The sequence below is a fragment of the Paludibacillus litoralis genome, from assembly GCF_037646705.1.
GTDB lineage: Bacteria > Pseudomonadota > Alphaproteobacteria > Rhodobacterales > Rhodobacteraceae > Pikeienuella > Pikeienuella litoralis.
In genome coordinates, this window is sequence record NZ_JBBHER010000003.1 from 408,873 (window position 1) to 424,559 (window position 15,687).

Below are 15,687 nucleotides of genomic sequence, written 5' to 3' on the forward strand. Positions count from 1 at the left end.
GAGAGGCGGCGGCTAGAACGGAGGCTGGTTTGCGGTGACGGAAGGGAGCCTCTTCATGGCCTACTGGCTATTCAAGTCCGAACCTGGCGCCTGGAGCTGGGATGACCAGGTCGCGAAGGGCGCCGCGGGCGAGGAATGGGACGGTGTCCGGAACTATCAGGCCCGCAACAACATGCGGGCGATGAAGGTTGGCGATCTCGGGTTTTTCTATCATTCGATCGACGAGAAGAGCGTGGTCGGCGTGGTCGAGGTCTCGGCGCCGAGCGCGCCGGATTCGACCACCGACGATCCGCGCTGGGAATGCGTTCATATCCGCGCCGTCGCGCCGATGCCGAAGCCGGTCACGCTGGAGATGTGCAAGGCGGATGAGCGGCTGAAGGACATGGTTCTGGTCAACAACTCCCGCCTTTCCGTGCAGCCGGTGACGGCGGAGGAATGGCGCGTGGTCTGCGAGTTGGGCGGCTATGAGCCGTGATGCGCGGCGACGCTCTTCGACCGGCGGATGACGTAAAGCGAGGTGAGCGCGGATAGAACCGCGGTGGCGAACATCAGCATGAGAAGCGGCGACGCGCCGCTTTCGGGGCTGAGGATCGCGCCGGCGACCGCGGAAACCGCGGCCCCGCCGCCGATCATCATCGCGCCGCCCAGCCCTGACGCGCTCCCCGCGAGGCCGGGCCTGATCGAGAGAAGCCCGGTGGTGGCGGTCGGCATCGTCAGGCCGTTGCCAAGGCCGATGAAGACGCAAAAACCGAACACCGCCAGCGGGTGCTGAACGACAAACAGATCCACGAGCAGCCCGACGCCGATGCCGGTTGACGCGATCAGACACCCGATGAACATCAGCCGGTTGATGCCGATCTCCTGCGCATATCGGCCGGTCACCAGATTGCCCAGCATGTAGCCGAACGCGAGCATGCCGAGATAAAGCCCGGTCGCGGCCGGGCTCTGGCCGAAGATCTCTCGCGCCACATAAGGGCCGCCGCCGAGCAGGGCGAAGAAGGAGCCGGAGGCGAAGGCCGCCGTCATGGTGTAGCCCCAGAACCGGCGCGCGCGCAGAAGATCCGGGTAGGCGCCGAGTTGTTTCGTGAAGCTGGAGGCGCGGTTGTGATGCGTCTCGCCAAGGTCGAGCCAGCAGACGACCAGCACGACGCCGCCGAGCACGACGAAGGCCCAGAAAGTGGAGCGCCAGCCGAACGCCTCCTCCATCGCCCCGCCGAACATCGGCCCCATCATCGGCACGAGCGCCACCGCCGCCGTCATGTAGCCGATCATCGAGGCCGATTCCTCCGCCGGCAGAAGATCCCGCACGATCGCGCGCGACAGGGCGATCCCGGTCGCGATGGCGGCCTGCGTCATTCTGAAGATCATGAACGTGACGGCGTCGGTGGCGAGGACGCAGCCGATCGACGCAAATGTGAAGATCACGAGCGACACGAGGATCACCGGTCGCCGCCCGTACCGGTCCGAAAGCGGCCCGATGGCGAGCTGCATGAGCGCGGTCATGCCCAGATAGCCGGACACCGCGAGCTGTATGAAGGCGTATGAGGTTCCGAGATCGTCCGCCAGCGCCGGCAACGACGCGATGAACGCGTTCATCGTCAGCGAGCTGACGGAGGTCAGAAGGATCAGCGTGAGGAGCGTCGGCGGCGTCCGACGGTCGGCGAAGATGACGCCTGGAAAGCTCATGGGCTAACCATGCGCGGAGAAAGAGGAGCTCGGATCGGTCTCCCGGTTCCGCGAGAAGACCCCGATCGGGCGGGCGCGCCCGACAGCCCCGGGCGGGGCGGCCGCGGGGGCGCAGGCGCGGCCGGCGCCGCATTCGGCGGTCAGCGGCGGCGCCATCCCTTCAACGGCCGGCGCGGGCGCGCCTTCATGGCGAAGCGCGCGGATCCCGATCGGCGTCTCGCCGCGGAGGCGGTTCATCCGGTTGGCGTTGAAAGGCTGAGATTCGGCGCCGGTCATGATCGCGTCGTCGCTCTGGCTCATGGCGCACATCCTCCCTCCGCGATTGTGGCAGCGTCTCGGGCGACGTCAACTCATGGCCGCTCCCTCCTTTTCGCATGGCTGGCGCGCGCGCCGCGCGGTTCTCGCAGGAAGGTTGTCGGCGTTGGGCTTCCGCGTCTAATCTCCGCCCGAGGAAAAACAGGGGAAGCACGCGCATGGGCCGAACAGTTGAGATGTATTGGGATATCGGCAGCACAAATACGTATTTCGCGTTGAAGCTGTTGGAGCCGATTCTGGCGCGCGCGGAGGCGACGTTGACGCTTCATCCGTTCAATCTCGGCTATGTGTTTCGGGCGCACGACTACGTTCTGATGGACGAGCCGCCAATGAAGATCGCGAACCGGAAGCGCGATCTGGCCCGCTGGGCGGAGCGCTATGATCTTCCGTTCAGGATGCCGGACGTCTTCCCGATCAAGACCAGCCGCGCGCTCCGCGGCGCGCTGGCGATGCGCCGGCTCGGGCGGGAGCGCGCTTATATCGACGCGATTTTCGCCGCCTATTGGGAGCGCAACGACGCCAGCATCCAGGATTACGCCGGCCTCGCGCCGATCGTTGCGGCGCTCGGCGTCGATCCGGCGGAGTTCGAGGCGCTGAGCGAAAGCCCGCAGATCCGGGAGGAGTTGGTTGAAAGCACGAATGGAGGGTTGAAGCGCGGGGTCTTCGGCGTTCCGTCGATCCTCGTCGGCGAGGAGCTTTTCTGGGGCAAGGACCGGATGGAGTTCGTGGAGGCGGAGCTGATGAAAGGCTGAACCAGCCCCGGCGTGTCGGCCGCCGCCGATCCGTCGATGAAGGCCGTGAGGGCCGTCAAGCGCCGCCGCCCTGGACCGGGACCAGGGCCATGCGGGCGCCGGCCGCGACGAAAAGCTCCCGCTCGGCGCCGGTCAGGAAAGTGGGGGCGCCGAGCGCGATGATCTCGTCGTAAAGCGCCGCGCGCCGGTTGGCGTCGAGATGCGCCGCGATCTCGTCGAGCAGGAGGGCCGGCGGCGCGCCGCTTTCCGCGGCGAGGGCGCGCGCGTTCGCCAGAACGATGGAGATCAGCAGCGCCTTCTGCTCGCCGGTCGAGGCGAGCCGGGCCTCGACTCCCTTCGCCTCATGGGTGGCGATCAGATCGGAGCGGTGCGGGCCTTTGAGCGCCCGGCCGGCGGCGGCGTCCGCATGCCGCCCGGCGGCGAGCGCCTCGGCGAAGGCGGCCTCCGCTTCGGCTTCTTGCGCGCGCGGCTCGGCGGCGGCGGCGAAGCGCTCTTCCAGCGCGCCTTCGATTCGGAGCCCGGCGCGGGGAAAGGTGGTCTCCGCGCCCTCTTGCGCCGCGATCAGGCGGGCGAGGGTTTCGGCGCGCGCGCGGGCGATCCCGACGCCGGCCTTCGCCATCCTCGCCTCCAGCGCCCGAAGCCAGGACGGATCGCGCGCGCCTTCGGCCAGCAACCGGCTTCGCTCGCGCATCGCGCGTTCATAGGCGATGGCGCGCTCGCCATGCTCCGGCTCGAAGCTCAGCGTCGCGCGGTCGAGAAACCGGCGCCGCTCCGCCCGGCCCTCGATCCAGAGCCGGTCCATCGCGGGGGTGAGCCAGAGCATGGGCAAAAGCGCCCCGAGCGCCGATTGCGGCGCGGTCTTGCCGTCGATCTCCAGCGTCCGGCGCTGGCCCGGCGCGGCGCCGGTGACGATCTCATGCGCGCCCGCCCGGGTTTCGATCAGCGCGCGGATGCGCCAGCCGACGGCGTCGGGGCGGCGCGCCAGATCGTCCGCCGGCGCGCGGCGAAGGCCCCGGCCCGGAGAAAGCAGGGAGATCGCTTCGAGAATATTGGTCTTGCCGGCGCCGTTCGGCCCGAAAAAGGCGACCGGGCGCCCGTCCATCTCGAGCGCGAACGTCTCGTGCGAGCGAAAATGCGACAATACGAGAGAGCGGAGCGTGGCCATTGCGGAGGGTCTCAGGGCGCGGGCCGGCGGATAGCCGGCCGCGGAGAGGTCACACCCGCATCGGCATGACGACGTAGATCGCGCTGTCGTCGTCGTTCTCGCGCACCAGCGTCGGGTCGCCCGGCCCGTTGAAGAGGAAGACCGCGTTCTCCCGGTCGATCTGGCCGGCGATCTCTTGCAGGTATTTGGCGTTGAAGCCGATCTCCATCGGCTCGTCGGCGTAGGCGACGGCGATCTCGTCGGTGGCGGAGCCGGTGTCCGGCGCGTTGACGGAGAGCGTCAGCCGGTCCTCGGACAGCGTGAGCTTCACGGCGCGGGACCGCTCGGCGGAGACGGTGGCGACCCGGTCCACCGTGCGGGCGAATTCCGCCGCGTCCACTTCGAGCCGCTTGGTGTTGTTCGCCGGGATCACTCTCGTGTAGTCGGGGAAGGTGCCGTCGATCACCTTCGAGGTGAGCGTGAGCCCGGCGGCGACGAAGCGGATCTTGGTCTCCGAGACCGACACGGCGATGCTGGCCTCATCGTCTTCCAGAAGCTTGCGAAGCTCCCCCACCGTCTTCCGGGGGACGATCACGCCGGGGCACCCCGCGGCGCCGTCCGGCAGGGCGGCGTCGATCCGGGCGAGGCGGTGGCCGTCCGTCGCGACCGCGCGGAGCGTCGGCGGCGTCGCGTCCGACGCGTGAAGATAGACGCCATTGAGATAGTAGCGGGTCTCTTCCGTGGAGATGGCGAAGCTCGCCTTCTCGAACAGGCGGCGGATGACCGGGGCGGGAATCTCGTAATTTGCGGCGTATTCCGCGGAGGCCATCACCGGGAAATCCTCCCGGGGGAGGGTGGGCAGGGTGAAGCGCGCGCGCCCCGCCGTCATCTCCAGCCGGCCGTCGCCGCTGCTGTCGTCGAGGGTCACGGTCGCGCCGTCGGGAAGCTTGCGGGCGATATCGTGAAGAACATGGGCGGGCGCGGTGGTGGAGCCGGCGGCGGCGACCATCGCCGGCATCTCCTCACGAACCTCGATATCGAGATCGGTGGCGCGGAACGACACGACGGCGCCTTCGGCTTCGATCAGCACGTTGGAGAGAATCGGGATCGTCGTCCGTCGCTCGACGACGCCCTGCGCCCGGCTCATCGCCTTCAACAGCGCCGCCCGCTCTATGCTGAATTTCATGTCTTCGGTCCCTCTCGCGCCCGTCGACAACGGCAAGCGCCCTTCTGAATGGACGAGGGAGCCTAACCGATTCCGGACCGCGGTCAATCTTTGGGGGCGGATGAAAGAGGTCGGCTCCCGCGATGGATGCGAAAATCCCCGTCGCGGGGCCCGGCGCGCCGCCGCGGGTTTCGGCGCGCGCGCTCAGGTTGCTCACCGCCGGCGGTTGCCGCCGATCTCCGGAGTTCCGAATTCGGCGTGGCAGATATCGGCCAGCCTGGCGATTCCGGCGTTGATCGTGGCCGCGTCGGGATTGGCGAAGCAGATCCGGATCCGCCGGCCGGCGTCCGCGCCTTTCGACCAGTCCCGCCCCGGGTTGACCGCGACGCCGGCGGCGAGCGCGACCTCCGCGAGGCGCGCGCTTTCCACTCCTTCCGGCAGCTTCACCCAGAGGAAGATGCCGCCCGGCGGGCGCTCGTACTCGACCGATGAGCCGAAATGCTCGTCGAGAGCGTTGGTCAACGCGTCGAGTTTCGCCTCCAGCGTCCTGTTCAGCGCGGAGACGTGGTCGTCGAAATTCGCGGCGCAGTACTCCGCCAGCACCATTTGCTCCAGCGCGCCGGAGCCGGCGTCGTGCTTCACCGACTGGATCCGCGAAAGCATGTCCCATGGCGCGACGATGAAGCCGACGCGGAGCGCGGGCGCGATCGACTTGGAAAAGGAGCCGACATGAATCACCAGACCCTCGCGATCAACCGCGTGGAGCGCCGGCGGCCGCTCGCCCGACCAGATCAGGTCGGCGTAGCAATCGTCCTCGAAGATCGGCGCGCCGTAACGCGCGGCGAGCGCGACCATGCGCTGGCGCCGCTCGAGCGGCATGATCGCGCCGGTCGGATTGTGGATGGTCGGAATCGTGTAGATGTATTTCGGCTTCACGCCTTCGGTTTTCAACCGCTCCAGCGCGGCCTCCAGCGCGTCGATATCCATTCCGTCCCGATCGACCGGAACGGTGACGATCCGCGCGCCGGCCCGGTCGAGCCGCGGAAAAACGCCGCCGTAGTTCGATTCCTCGACGATCACCGCGTCGCCCGGCTCCAGCATCGCCGCATTGATCAGGTCGATCGCCTGAAGAGAGCCGGAGGTCAGCATGATCTCGTCGGGGTCGGCCTCGATCCCCGCGGCGCGTTTCAGTTTCGCGGAGAGGAACTCGCGGAGCGGCCGATAGCCGAGCGGGCCGCTCTGCAGGAAATAGGTGCCGAGGGTCGCCCCCTCCCTCTTGAGCACGGCGTCGGCGGCGGCGCGGAACGCCTCGACCGGAACCGAGCCTTCGTCATTGTGGCCGCCGACGAAGTTGAATTCGGGGAATCCGGTCCAGGGCGGCGGCGGCGGCGGCAGATCTTTCCGCGTGAAGGCGCTGAAGTCGAAGCTCATCTCTTGTCTTCCTTCCGTGGGGCTGATTTCGCCGGACCCGGCTTGAAAGGGGCCATCCCCTCCCGCGCCAGGAGGTCGGCGCGCTCGTTCTCTTCGTGGCCGGCGTGGCCCTTCACCCATTTCCAGGTCACCTGATGGCGGGCCTGCGCCTCATCGAGGGCGCGCCACAGGTCTTCGTTCTTCACCGGTTTTCGCGCCGCGGTCTTCCAGCCGTTCCGCTTCCAGCCGTGGATCCACTGCGTCACGCCGCCCTTCACATAGGTCGAATCGGTGACGATGGTGATCGCCGTCGGCTTGGCGAGCGCGTTCAGCGCCTCGATCGCCGCGGTCAGCTCCATCCGGTTGTTGGTGGTCATCGCCTCGCCGCCCTTCAGGCTCCGCGCGCGCGCGATCTCTCCGTTCCGGCGCGCGATCAGAAGCACGCCCCAGCCTCCCGGGCCGGGGTTTCCGGAACATGCGCCGTCGGTATAGGCGATGAATTCAGCCATCCGCTCCCCCCTTCCTGCTGAAGATATGCATCGCGGTCTCGGAGCCGCCGCCATAAGCGGCGTCTTCGGTCTCGTCGATCTCGACGGCCTCGAACCCCGCCTCGGCCAGAAGCGCGCGGATCTCCTCCGGTTCGAAATAGGTGTAGAGCCGGCCGAAGCGGTCTCGCGCTTCGCCGGCGCCGCGCTTCAGCCCGAGATAGAAGACCCCGCCCGGAACCAGCGCGCGGGCGATCCGCCGGAGATGCCCGGGCATCGCGCGCCGAGGCGCGTGCAGAAGGCAGAATGACGCCCAGACCCCAGCGTAGCGCGCCGCTTCGTTCAGCCCTTCGAAGCGCATCACCTTCACGTTGATGCCGGTCAGTTTCGACGCTTCTTCGGCCAGCGCGGCGGAGCCGTCGAACGCGTCGACCCGCCGGCCGAGATCGAGCATCCGTTTCGTCGCCCAACCGCCGCCGCAGCCGAAGTCGAGGAGCTTTCCCTCCGGCGGCGTCAGCGAGATGAACCGCTCCAGCCAGACATGATCGCCGCTCGGCGCGGACCAGGTGGCGTAGGCCGCGCCTTCGCGGTCGTAAAAGCCGAGCGTGGCTTCATCCGCGTCCGGCCCGGTTTGCGGGGCGTCGTTGCTCAAAGCGCGAATCCCGCGCCTTCGGCCGCGACCCAGAGGCAGCCGGTGACGAGCGCGGTGAGAACAAACCGCAGCGAAAGCCACCAGCGCGGCGCCAGGCGCGCGCGCCAGAACACGAAATCGATCGGCAGGAGCGCGGGGAAGGCGAAAAGAAGAATTGGCACCGCCTCGCCCGGCGCGATGAAGAGCGCGAGAAAGATGAAGAGCGCCGGCGCCGCCGCCAGCCCGAGCCAGCGCCACCCCGCGCGCCCGCCGGCGCGGTTGGCCCCGCAGGCGAAGCCCCAGAAGACGCCGCCCATATAGGCGAAGATCACCGGCCCGTAGACCTCCATGATCATCAGGGGCGGCGCATATGCGATCTCGAGTCCACGCCAATGCGCCGCCGCCGCGCCATAGACGAACGGCGAGAGCCCGAGAAGGCCGAGAGCGAGCGCCGGCCGGGGGATCGCGGCGATCAAGCCCGCCACCGCCGGGCGTTGGCGATGAAAGCCCGGCGCCCGCCGGCGGTCGGCCGGGCGGCGGGAGTGCGGTCTTCAATCATCAGGCTGGCTCCCTCAATATGCGCGGCGTCTTGAACGAAACGGTCTCCGCCGCGCTCTCCACCGTCTCCAGCGTCACGTCGTAGCGCTCGCGAAAAGCGGCGACGACCTCCTCGACCAGAACTTCCGGCGCCGACGCGCCCGCCGTGACGCCGACCGCCGTCGCCCCTTCGAGCGCGCGCCAGTCGATATCCGCCGCGCGGGGGGCGAGCTGCGCATAGCCGCAGCCGGCGCGGCGGCCGACCTCGACCAGCCGCTGCGAATTGGAGGAGTTCGGAGAGCCGATGACGATCAGCGCGTCGATATCGGGCGCCATCGCCTTCACCGCCTCCTGCCGATTGGTGGTGGCGTAGCAGATATCTTCCTTGTGGGGGCCGACGATGGCTGGAAACCGGGCCTTGAGCGCCGCCACGATCTCCGCCGTGTCATCGACCGAGAGCGTGGTCTGGGTGATGAACGCGAGGCGCTCGGGATCCCGCGGCTCCAGCGTGGCCACATCGGCGGCGGTCTCGATGAGCAACACCTCGCCTTCGGCGAGCTGACCCATGGTGCCGATCGTCTCCGGATGGCCCCGGTGGCCGATCATCACCATCTGAAGGCCGTTTTCATGATGGCGCCGGGCTTCGATATGAACCTTGCTCACCAGGGGGCAGGTGGCGTCGACAAAGATCATCTCGCGGGAGGCGGCGGCGGCGGGCACCGCTTTCGGCACGCCGTGCGCCGAAAAGATCACCGGCCGGTCGGAGGGGCATTCGTCCAGCGACTCGACGAACACCGCGCCTTTCGCGCGCAGCTCGTCGACCACGAACTTGTTGTGCACGATCTCATGCCGGACATAGACCGGCGCGCCCCATTTCTCGATCGCCATCTCGACGATCCGGATGGCGCGATCGACGCCGGCGCAAAACCCGCGGGGCGCGGCGAGACGGAGAGTGAGGGCTGGTCGTTCCATGGATGGGAGAGTTACATCAGGGTCGCGCGGATGGAAAGCTGGCGGCGGCGCGGTCTTTTCCGCGTCTCGGCGCCGCCCTTTTCCGGGTTCTTCGACCCGGCGGTTCGCCGATGCGAGTCATCCAGAGCATTTCTTGGATGATTTCAGTCGAGCGAAAGACCCGTTGACGAAAAGCAATAATGAGAGGTAAGGCATTCGGCAAGCAAGATCGAACTGGCAGCCGGTGGCGCGCTTGATTTCAGGCGTGTTCACGAAGGCGTTGAATGACAAACAAGAAATCCGTCGCAATTAATGCAAGGCGGATCCTAAACGGAGGAAACTACCGAATGCGACACCCTTTCAAACGGGCCGGCCTGACCGCCGCTCTGATCGGCGCGGCCGCGTTTGCGGCTTCGGGCGCCGCGACGGCGCAGGACACATTCAAGATCGGCATCGTCACCTTCCTGTCCGGGCAGGCCGCGCAGAGCTTCGGCGTTCCGGCCTGGGACGGCGGCAAGCTGCTGGTCGAGAAGTTGAACGCCGGCGAGGCGCCCGCGCCCTATGACACGCCCGGCATGGGCGGCATGCAGATCGACGCGGTGGTGATCGACGAGGCCGGCGGCGCCACGGTGCAGGTGCAGGAATACCGCAACCTCGTGCAGCGTGAGAATGTCGATGTCGTCATCGGCTATGTCGGTTCCGGCGACTGCCTCGCGGTGGCGCCCGTGGCGGATGAGCTGAAGCAGTTCACCATCCTCTATGACTGCGGCACGCCGCGGATCTTCGAGGACGCCGATTACGAGTATGTCTTCCGCACCGCCGCCCATGCGACGCAGGATAACGTCGGCCTTGTCCGCTACATGAAGGCGACCGGCGTCGACGTGAAGACATTCGCCGGCATCAATCAGGACTACGCCTGGGGCCATGACAGCTGGAGCGACTTCAAGGCGTCGATGGCGCAGCTCTATCCCGACGCCGAGGTGACGGCCGAGATTTTCCCGGCTTTCGGCGCCGGCCAGTACGGCACGGAGATCTCCGCGCTTCTCCAGAAGAAGCCGGATCTCGTTCATTCGTCGCTCTGGGGCGGGGACGTTCAGGCGCTGATCCTTCAGGCGCTGCCGCGCGGGCTCTTTCAGCGGAGCCAGGTCGTGCTTTCCGCGGCTGACCACGCGATGCCGCCGCTCGGCAACAACATGCCCGAGGGCGTGATCGTTGGCGCGCGCGGCGCTTACAGCTTCATGGCGCCCGACACCCCTCTCAACCGCTGGTGGGATGAAATCTACCGCGAGAGATACGACGTGATGCCGGTGCAGGCCCCTTACCGGATGGCGCAGGCGCTGCTCGGTTTGAAGACGGCGGTCGAGAAGGCGATGGCGGAAAACGGCGGCGTGAAGCCGACCTCCGACCAGCTCGCCGCGGCGATGAAGTACAGCTCCTGGGAAAGCCCGGGCGGCCTGATCGAGATGATGAACGGGAACGGCCATCAGGCGATTCAGCCGATCGGCTTCGGCAAGTCGATGAAGAACGACAAGGGCGACGTCATCCTTGGCGACATCATCCGCTTCCCCGCCCGCTGCGTGAATCCTCCGGCGGACCAGAAGGCGCTGGACTGGATCAACGCCGGCTTCCCCGGCGCGGAATGCGAGTGAGTTGATCCGACGGGGCTCGTCCCCGTCAACGCGGGCCGCGCTGAATGGCGCGGCCCGCAGAACTTAATCTGAAACAAGGCGGATCGGGCGCTGATGGATCTCGTTCTCACCATTATCATCGACGGGCTGATCTACGCGTCGTGGCTCTTCATCGTCGCGCTCGGGCTGACGCTCGTCTTCGGGGTGCTCAGGATCCTGAATTTCGCGCACGGTAGCCTCTACGCGCTCGGCTCCTACGCCGCGGCCGTCACGGCGCCGCTCTTCGCCGGTCTCGGGCTCCCGCCCTGGTTCAGCATCATCGCGATGTTCATCGCCGCGCTCGCCGTCGCCATCGTCGTCGCGCCGGTGATCGAGCGCGGATTGCTGCGGCTCTTCTACGGGCGGGATGAAGTGCTGATCCTGCTCATCACCTATGCGATCTTCCTGATTCTCGAAGATGTGACGAAGATGATTTTCGGCGTCGATCCGTACTATCTCTTCGAGCCGCGAAACCTGCTCGGCAATGTCGAGATCGGCTCGCTCTTCTATGTCGGCTATGATCTGGCGCTGATCGGCCTCGCGGTGGTCTGCGGGCTCGGCGTCTGGCTCGGGCTGACCCGCACGCGGATCGGGAAGATCACGCTCGCGGTGATCAATGAGCCGGAAGTGAGCCAGGCGATGGGCGTGAACATCGCGCGCATCTATCTCCTCGCCTTCGGAACCGGGGTCTTCCTCGCGGCGCTCGGCGGCGCGTTCACGGCGCCATTGATCTCGGTTCAGCCGGGGATCGGCGTCAGCGTCATCATCGTCAGCTTCGCGGTCGTCATCATCGGCGGGCTCGGCTCGATCCCCGGCGCGGCGATCGGCGCGCTGATCGTCGGACTCGCACGCTCTTTCGCGGTCTACGAGGCGCCGGAGGTGGAGATCTTCATCATCTACCTCGTCATGGTGGTGGTGCTGATCTTCCGGCCCGAAGGGCTCTTCACCCCGGTCAAGGCGCGCAAGATATGAACCCGACAATCCGTGTTTTCGGCCTCGCCGCGCTCGGCGCCGCCGGCGTCATCGCCCTCGGGTTCGCCTTGCCGCTCTGGCTGCTGTTCACCGTCACGAAAGCGGTCGGCCTCGGCCTGGTCGCGCTCGGCATCGTCGGGTTGATGCGGGGCGGCCTCGTCAGCTTCGGCCAGGGGCTCTTCTATTGCGTCGGCGCCTATGCGTCCGGGTTGCTGGCGAGCAGGATGGGCGTGACGGACATGGCGCTGCTTCTCGTCGCCGGCGCCCTTTCCGGCGGGCTCGTCGCCGCCGCGCTCTCGCCGCTGATCGCGCGGTATCGCGGCATCTTCTTCGCGATGCTGACGCTGGCGTTCTCCATGGTTCTCTATGGCGTGCTGGCGAAGGTCACGCCGCTCGGCGGGTCGGACGGGTTCAACGTGCCGAACCCGAGCTTTTTCGGATGGAACCCGGAAGGGGAGGCCGCCGATCTCGCGCTGTACGCCGCGGCGGTCATCGCCGCCGCGCTCGCCGCCGCGCTCTGCCGGCTCTATTTCGACAGCGGCCCGGGCCATATCGCTCTGGCTGCGCGCGAGAATGAACTCCGGGTCGAATATCTCGGCGCCTCGGTCTTCACGGTCACACAGCGCAATTTCATTCTCTCGGGCGCGCTCGCGGGGCTCGGCGGCGTCATCAACGGCGTCGCGCTCGGCCATGTCGACCCGTTCTTCAGCTACTGGACCGCCTCCGGGGAGGTCGTCTTCATCGCCATTCTCGGCGGCTACGGCAGCGTCACGGCGATTTTCGGCGCGGCGCTGATCACGGAGCTCGTGCGCTCCTTCTCCGGCCAGTATTTTCCCGATAGCTGGCAATTGGCGCTGGGCGTGTTCCTGCTGCTGGTGGTTCTCTTCCTGCCGCGCGGCATCGGTTCTCTCTGGACGCGGCGGGCGGGCGCGCGGCGCGTCGGCGCAGCGAAGGAGCCGCAAGCATGAGCGCGCCCGTTCTCGAAGCGAAAGGCCTGGTGAAGACATTCGGCGCGCTGGTGGCGGCGAAGAATATCAATGTCAGCGTCAACGCCAACGCGCGGCTGTCGCTGATCGGCGCCAACGGCGCCGGCAAGACGACCTTCGTGAATATGGTCACCGGCTATCTCAAGCCGGATGCGGGCGAGGTGCTGCTCGACGGGAAGGCGATCACCGGCCTGCCGCCGCGGCGGATCACGCGCGCCGGGGTCTGCCGGTCGTTCCAGATCCCGCAGCTTTGCGAGTCCATGACCGCGCTCGACAACATCATCGTGGCGATCGAAGTGGCGAAGGACGAGCGTCCGTCCTTCATCCGCCCCGCGCATGAGCCGCGCGCGGTCGAGCGCGCGCGCGAGGTTCTGGAGAGATTCGGGCTCGCCCCCTACGCCGACCAGTCGGTGAACGAGCTGCCGGGGGGCGTGCGGAAGCTGATCGACATTGCGATGGCGCTGGCCAGCCGGCCGCGCGTCCTCCTGCTCGACGAGCCGACCTCCGGCGTTTCTTCGGAGGAGAAATTTCCGCTGATGGACCGGGTGATGGCGGCGCTCGCCGGGGAGAACGCGGCGGTGATCTTCGTCGAGCACGACATGGACATCGTCACGCGCTACGCCGAGCGGGTGCTCGCCTTCTATTCGGGCGAGATCATCGCCGACGATGCGCCGGATGAGGTGCTCGCCGACCCGGCGGTGCGGGAATACGTCACCGGGACCGCGAGGTGAGCCCATGCTGAAGCTTGACGACATTCATGTGAAGATCGGCTCGGTCGAGGCGGTTCGAGGGTTCTCGATGACGCTGGAGTCCGGCCGGATGGTCGGCCTCGCGGGGCGGAACGGCGCGGGAAAAACCACCGTGATGCGGGCGATCATGGGGCTTGCGAAGCTCTCCGTCGGCGCCATCACGCTCGATGGCGAGGATCTCGCGAAGGTGGATGTGCACCGGCGCGCCGGCCTCGGCTTCGGATACATGCCCGAGACGCGCGGATTGATCCCGGATCTCACGGTGGAGGAGAATATCCTCCTGCCGACATGGGTGACGCCCGGGCTCGACGGGGCGGAGCGGCTGCGGCTGGTCTATGACGCCATGCCAGAGCTGAAGCCGATGGCGGGGCGCAAGGCGCTCCTGCTTTCCGGCGGGCAGCAGAAGATGGTGGCGCTTGGCCGGGCGCTGACGGTCGGCACCCGGCTCCTGCTTCTCGACGAGCCGTTCGAAGGCGTGGCGCCGGTGCTGGCGCAGCGCCTCTCCGATGTGATCTCGGCGCTGAAGAGCGAAAACCTCTCCATACTCATGAGCATGTCCGAGTTGACCCATTCGGCGACCCTGCTCGACCATGTCTGGGGGATCGAGCGCGGCGCCAACATGGAGGTTGAGACGGCATGACTGCGGCGGAAGGCGCGCCTGCGATGCGGGCGGAGGCGCATTTCGGGGACCGCGTGATACGCTGTTTCGTCGACCGGCCGGGGAGCGTCGGGGCGATGCTCGCCGCCGCGGCGGCGGCGCATGGCGCGCGGGACGCGCTGGTGGATGGCGATCTGAGGCTTTCCCACGCGGAGCTGGAGCGGCGGGCCGCGGCGCTCGCGGGCGGGCTCCATATTCGGGGCGTGCGCGCGGGCGACAGGGTGGCGATCCTGATTCAGAACCGTTGGGAGTTCGTCCTCGCGCTGCTCGGCGTCATTCGCGCCGGCGCGATCGCGACGCCGATCCCGGTTCGTTCAAGCGCGCCGGAGATCGCTTATATTCTTGAGGACTCGGGCGCGGCGCTCACCATCTCCGATCGGGCGATGGAGACGCTTTTGCCGGAGGGCGCGCCGCGCGTGGTCGTCGGAGACGCCGGGCCGGACGGGTTCGAGGCGCTGCTCGCCGGGCCGCCGGCGCCGGCGCCGGTCGTGGCGGAGGAAGACGCCGCCGTCATTCTCTACACATCCGGGACCACCGGCGCGCCGAAGGGGGCGATGCTCACGCATCTCAACATCGTCCATTCGTCGCTGACCTTCGTTCACGCCTTCAGCCTCGGTCCGGAGGATCGCACCGTCGTCGCGGTGCCGGCGAGCCATGTGACCGGCCTGATCGCCGGGATTTTCTCCCCGCTCGCCGCCGGCGGCGCGGTGGTGATGCTGGAGCGGTTCGAGGTCGCCGCGTTCCTGACGCTGGCGGCGGCGGAGCGGATGAGCTTCACCGTCCTCGTGCCGGCGATGTATAATCTCTGCCTGCTCCGCGCGGATCTGTCGGATTACGATCTTTCCGCATGGCGGATCGGCTCTTTCGGCGGCGCGCCGATGCCGGTGGCGACGATCGAGAAGCTCGGCGCCGCCCTGCCCGGGTTGACCCTGATGCAGGCGTATGGCGCGACCGAGACGACGTCGCCGGCGACGATCATGCCGCTCGGCCTGCAGGCGGATCATCCGGCCAGCGTCGGCGCGCCGGTTGCGACCGCCGATATCCTGGTGATGAACGAGGCGGGCGAGGAAGTCCCGGTCGGCGTATCGGGCGAGATCTGGATCGGGGGGCCGATGATCGTCTCCGGGTACTGGAACAAGAAGGAGAAGACGGCGGAGAGCTTCCACGCCGGGTTCTGGCGCTCGGGCGATATCGGCCGGTTTGACGAGAATGGCCTGCTCTACGTTCATGATCGTCTGAAGGACATGATCAACCGGGGCGGCTACAACATCTATTCCGTCGAAGTGGAGAACGCGCTCAGCTTCCACCCCGCCGTCGCAGAGGCCGCGGTGGTGCCGCGCCCGGATCCCGTGCTCGGCGAGAAGACGCACGCTTTCGTCCACCTGTCCGGCGCGGCCGTCGATGAGGCGGCGCTTCGCGCCTTCTGCCGTGAGCGTCTGTCCGACTACAAGGCGCCCGACAGTTTCACCTTCATGGACGAGCCGCTGCCGCGGAACGCGAACGGCAAGGTGATGAAGCACAAGCTGCGCGAGATTCTGGCGGCGATGGGCGTTTCGGACCCCCGGCCTTAGGAGCGGCG

General features: G+C 67.5%; 17 protein-coding genes. 8 read left to right on the top strand and 9 right to left on the bottom strand.

All coding sequences use genetic code 11. The features are described from left to right. The first annotated feature begins 55 nt into the window (after positions 1–55). Positions 56–475 carry an EVE domain-containing protein gene (locus WG921_RS06345; RefSeq protein WP_340108361.1) on the top strand — a complete coding sequence of 140 codons (420 nt, stop codon included), beginning with the start codon at positions 56–58 and terminating at the stop codon, positions 473–475. Here the strand turns inward: WG921_RS06345 and WG921_RS06350 are convergent. Both WG921_RS06350 and WG921_RS06355 read right to left on the bottom strand, forming a co-directional pair. Further along, the gene (locus tag WG921_RS06350) at positions 463–1,686 is read right to left on the bottom strand and encodes a Bcr/CflA family efflux MFS transporter (protein ID WP_340108362.1); all 1,224 of its coding nucleotides are present in this window, start codon (positions 1,684–1,686) and stop codon (positions 463–465) included. The two genes, WG921_RS06345 and WG921_RS06350, sit on opposite strands and share 13 nt — an antisense overlap. 3 nt (positions 1,687–1,689) lie before the next feature. Continuing rightward, on the bottom strand, positions 1,690–1,986 hold the full coding sequence (locus tag WG921_RS06355) for a hypothetical protein (RefSeq protein ID WP_340108363.1): 297 nt from the start codon (positions 1,984–1,986) through the stop codon (positions 1,690–1,692). A 173-nt stretch (positions 1,987–2,159) separates the two neighbouring features. Between WG921_RS06355 and WG921_RS06360 the strand changes: the two genes are divergently transcribed. Then, positions 2,160–2,753 (top strand): 2-hydroxychromene-2-carboxylate isomerase, encoded by a 594-nt coding sequence (locus tag WG921_RS06360; protein ID WP_340108364.1) that lies wholly within the window; start codon positions 2,160–2,162, stop codon positions 2,751–2,753. Positions 2,754–2,808: 55 nt separating this feature from the next. Here the strand turns inward: WG921_RS06360 and recF are convergent, their stop codons facing one another. The 7 genes from recF to ispH all read right to left on the bottom strand — a co-directional run bounded on the left by recF (position 2,809) and on the right by ispH (position 9,097). Then, positions 2,809–3,918, bottom strand: coding sequence for a DNA replication/repair protein RecF (gene recF / locus WG921_RS06365; RefSeq protein ID WP_340108365.1), 1,110 nt, complete (start codon positions 3,916–3,918; stop codon positions 2,809–2,811). A gap of 49 nt (positions 3,919–3,967) precedes the next feature. Then, the gene (dnaN, locus tag WG921_RS06370; RefSeq protein ID WP_340108366.1) at positions 3,968–5,083 is read right to left on the bottom strand and encodes a DNA polymerase III subunit beta; all 1,116 of its coding nucleotides are present in this window, start codon (positions 5,081–5,083) and stop codon (positions 3,968–3,970) included. A gap of 192 nt (positions 5,084–5,275) precedes the next feature. Further along, positions 5,276–6,493 (bottom strand): aminotransferase-like domain-containing protein, encoded by a 1,218-nt coding sequence (locus WG921_RS06375; protein WP_340108367.1) that lies wholly within the window; start codon positions 6,491–6,493, stop codon positions 5,276–5,278. Further along, positions 6,490–6,981, bottom strand: coding sequence for a ribonuclease HI (gene rnhA, locus WG921_RS06380; RefSeq protein ID WP_340108368.1), 492 nt, complete (start codon positions 6,979–6,981; stop codon positions 6,490–6,492). The genes WG921_RS06375 and rnhA overlap by 4 nt, the downstream gene beginning before the upstream one ends. Beyond that, positions 6,974–7,609, bottom strand: a complete 636-nt coding sequence (locus tag WG921_RS06385) for a class I SAM-dependent DNA methyltransferase (protein ID WP_340108369.1) — start codon at positions 7,607–7,609, stop codon at positions 6,974–6,976. The genes rnhA and WG921_RS06385 overlap by 8 nt, the downstream gene beginning before the upstream one ends. Next, positions 7,606–8,064: a DUF3429 domain-containing protein gene (locus tag WG921_RS06390; protein WP_340108370.1), complete on the bottom strand. Its 459-nt coding sequence runs from the start codon at positions 8,062–8,064 to the stop codon at positions 7,606–7,608. Before WG921_RS06390 ends, WG921_RS06385 begins: the two co-directional genes overlap by 4 nt. An 82-nt stretch (positions 8,065–8,146) precedes the next feature. Beyond that, positions 8,147–9,097, bottom strand: coding sequence for a 4-hydroxy-3-methylbut-2-enyl diphosphate reductase (ispH, locus tag WG921_RS06395; RefSeq protein ID WP_340108371.1), 951 nt, complete (start codon positions 9,095–9,097; stop codon positions 8,147–8,149). Positions 9,098–9,423: 326 nt separating this feature from the next. Between ispH and WG921_RS06400 the strand changes: the two genes are divergently transcribed. The 6 genes from WG921_RS06400 (at position 9,424) to WG921_RS06425 (ending at position 15,679) form a co-directional block, all read left to right on the top strand. After that, a complete protein-coding gene (locus tag WG921_RS06400; RefSeq protein WP_340108372.1) occupies positions 9,424–10,725 on the top strand; it encodes an ABC transporter substrate-binding protein in 1,302 nt (433 codons plus the stop codon). Positions 10,726–10,818: 93 nt separating this feature from the next. Beyond that, the gene (locus WG921_RS06405) at positions 10,819–11,715 is read left to right on the top strand and encodes a branched-chain amino acid ABC transporter permease (RefSeq protein WP_340108373.1); all 897 of its coding nucleotides are present in this window, start codon (positions 10,819–10,821) and stop codon (positions 11,713–11,715) included. Further along, a complete protein-coding gene (locus WG921_RS06410) occupies positions 11,712–12,683 on the top strand; it encodes a branched-chain amino acid ABC transporter permease (protein ID WP_340108374.1) in 972 nt (323 codons plus the stop codon). The genes WG921_RS06405 and WG921_RS06410 overlap by 4 nt, the downstream gene beginning before the upstream one ends. Then, positions 12,680–13,432 (top strand): ABC transporter ATP-binding protein, encoded by a 753-nt coding sequence (locus WG921_RS06415; protein WP_340108375.1) that lies wholly within the window; start codon positions 12,680–12,682, stop codon positions 13,430–13,432. Before WG921_RS06410 ends, WG921_RS06415 begins: the two co-directional genes overlap by 4 nt. Positions 13,433–13,436: 4 nt before the next feature. Further along, positions 13,437–14,090, top strand: coding sequence for an ABC transporter ATP-binding protein (locus WG921_RS06420; protein WP_340108376.1), 654 nt, complete (start codon positions 13,437–13,439; stop codon positions 14,088–14,090). Next, on the top strand, positions 14,087–15,679 hold the full coding sequence (locus tag WG921_RS06425) for a class I adenylate-forming enzyme family protein (RefSeq protein WP_340108377.1): 1,593 nt from the start codon (positions 14,087–14,089) through the stop codon (positions 15,677–15,679). Before WG921_RS06420 ends, WG921_RS06425 begins: the two co-directional genes overlap by 4 nt. The last annotated feature ends 8 nt before the right edge of the window (positions 15,680–15,687 follow it).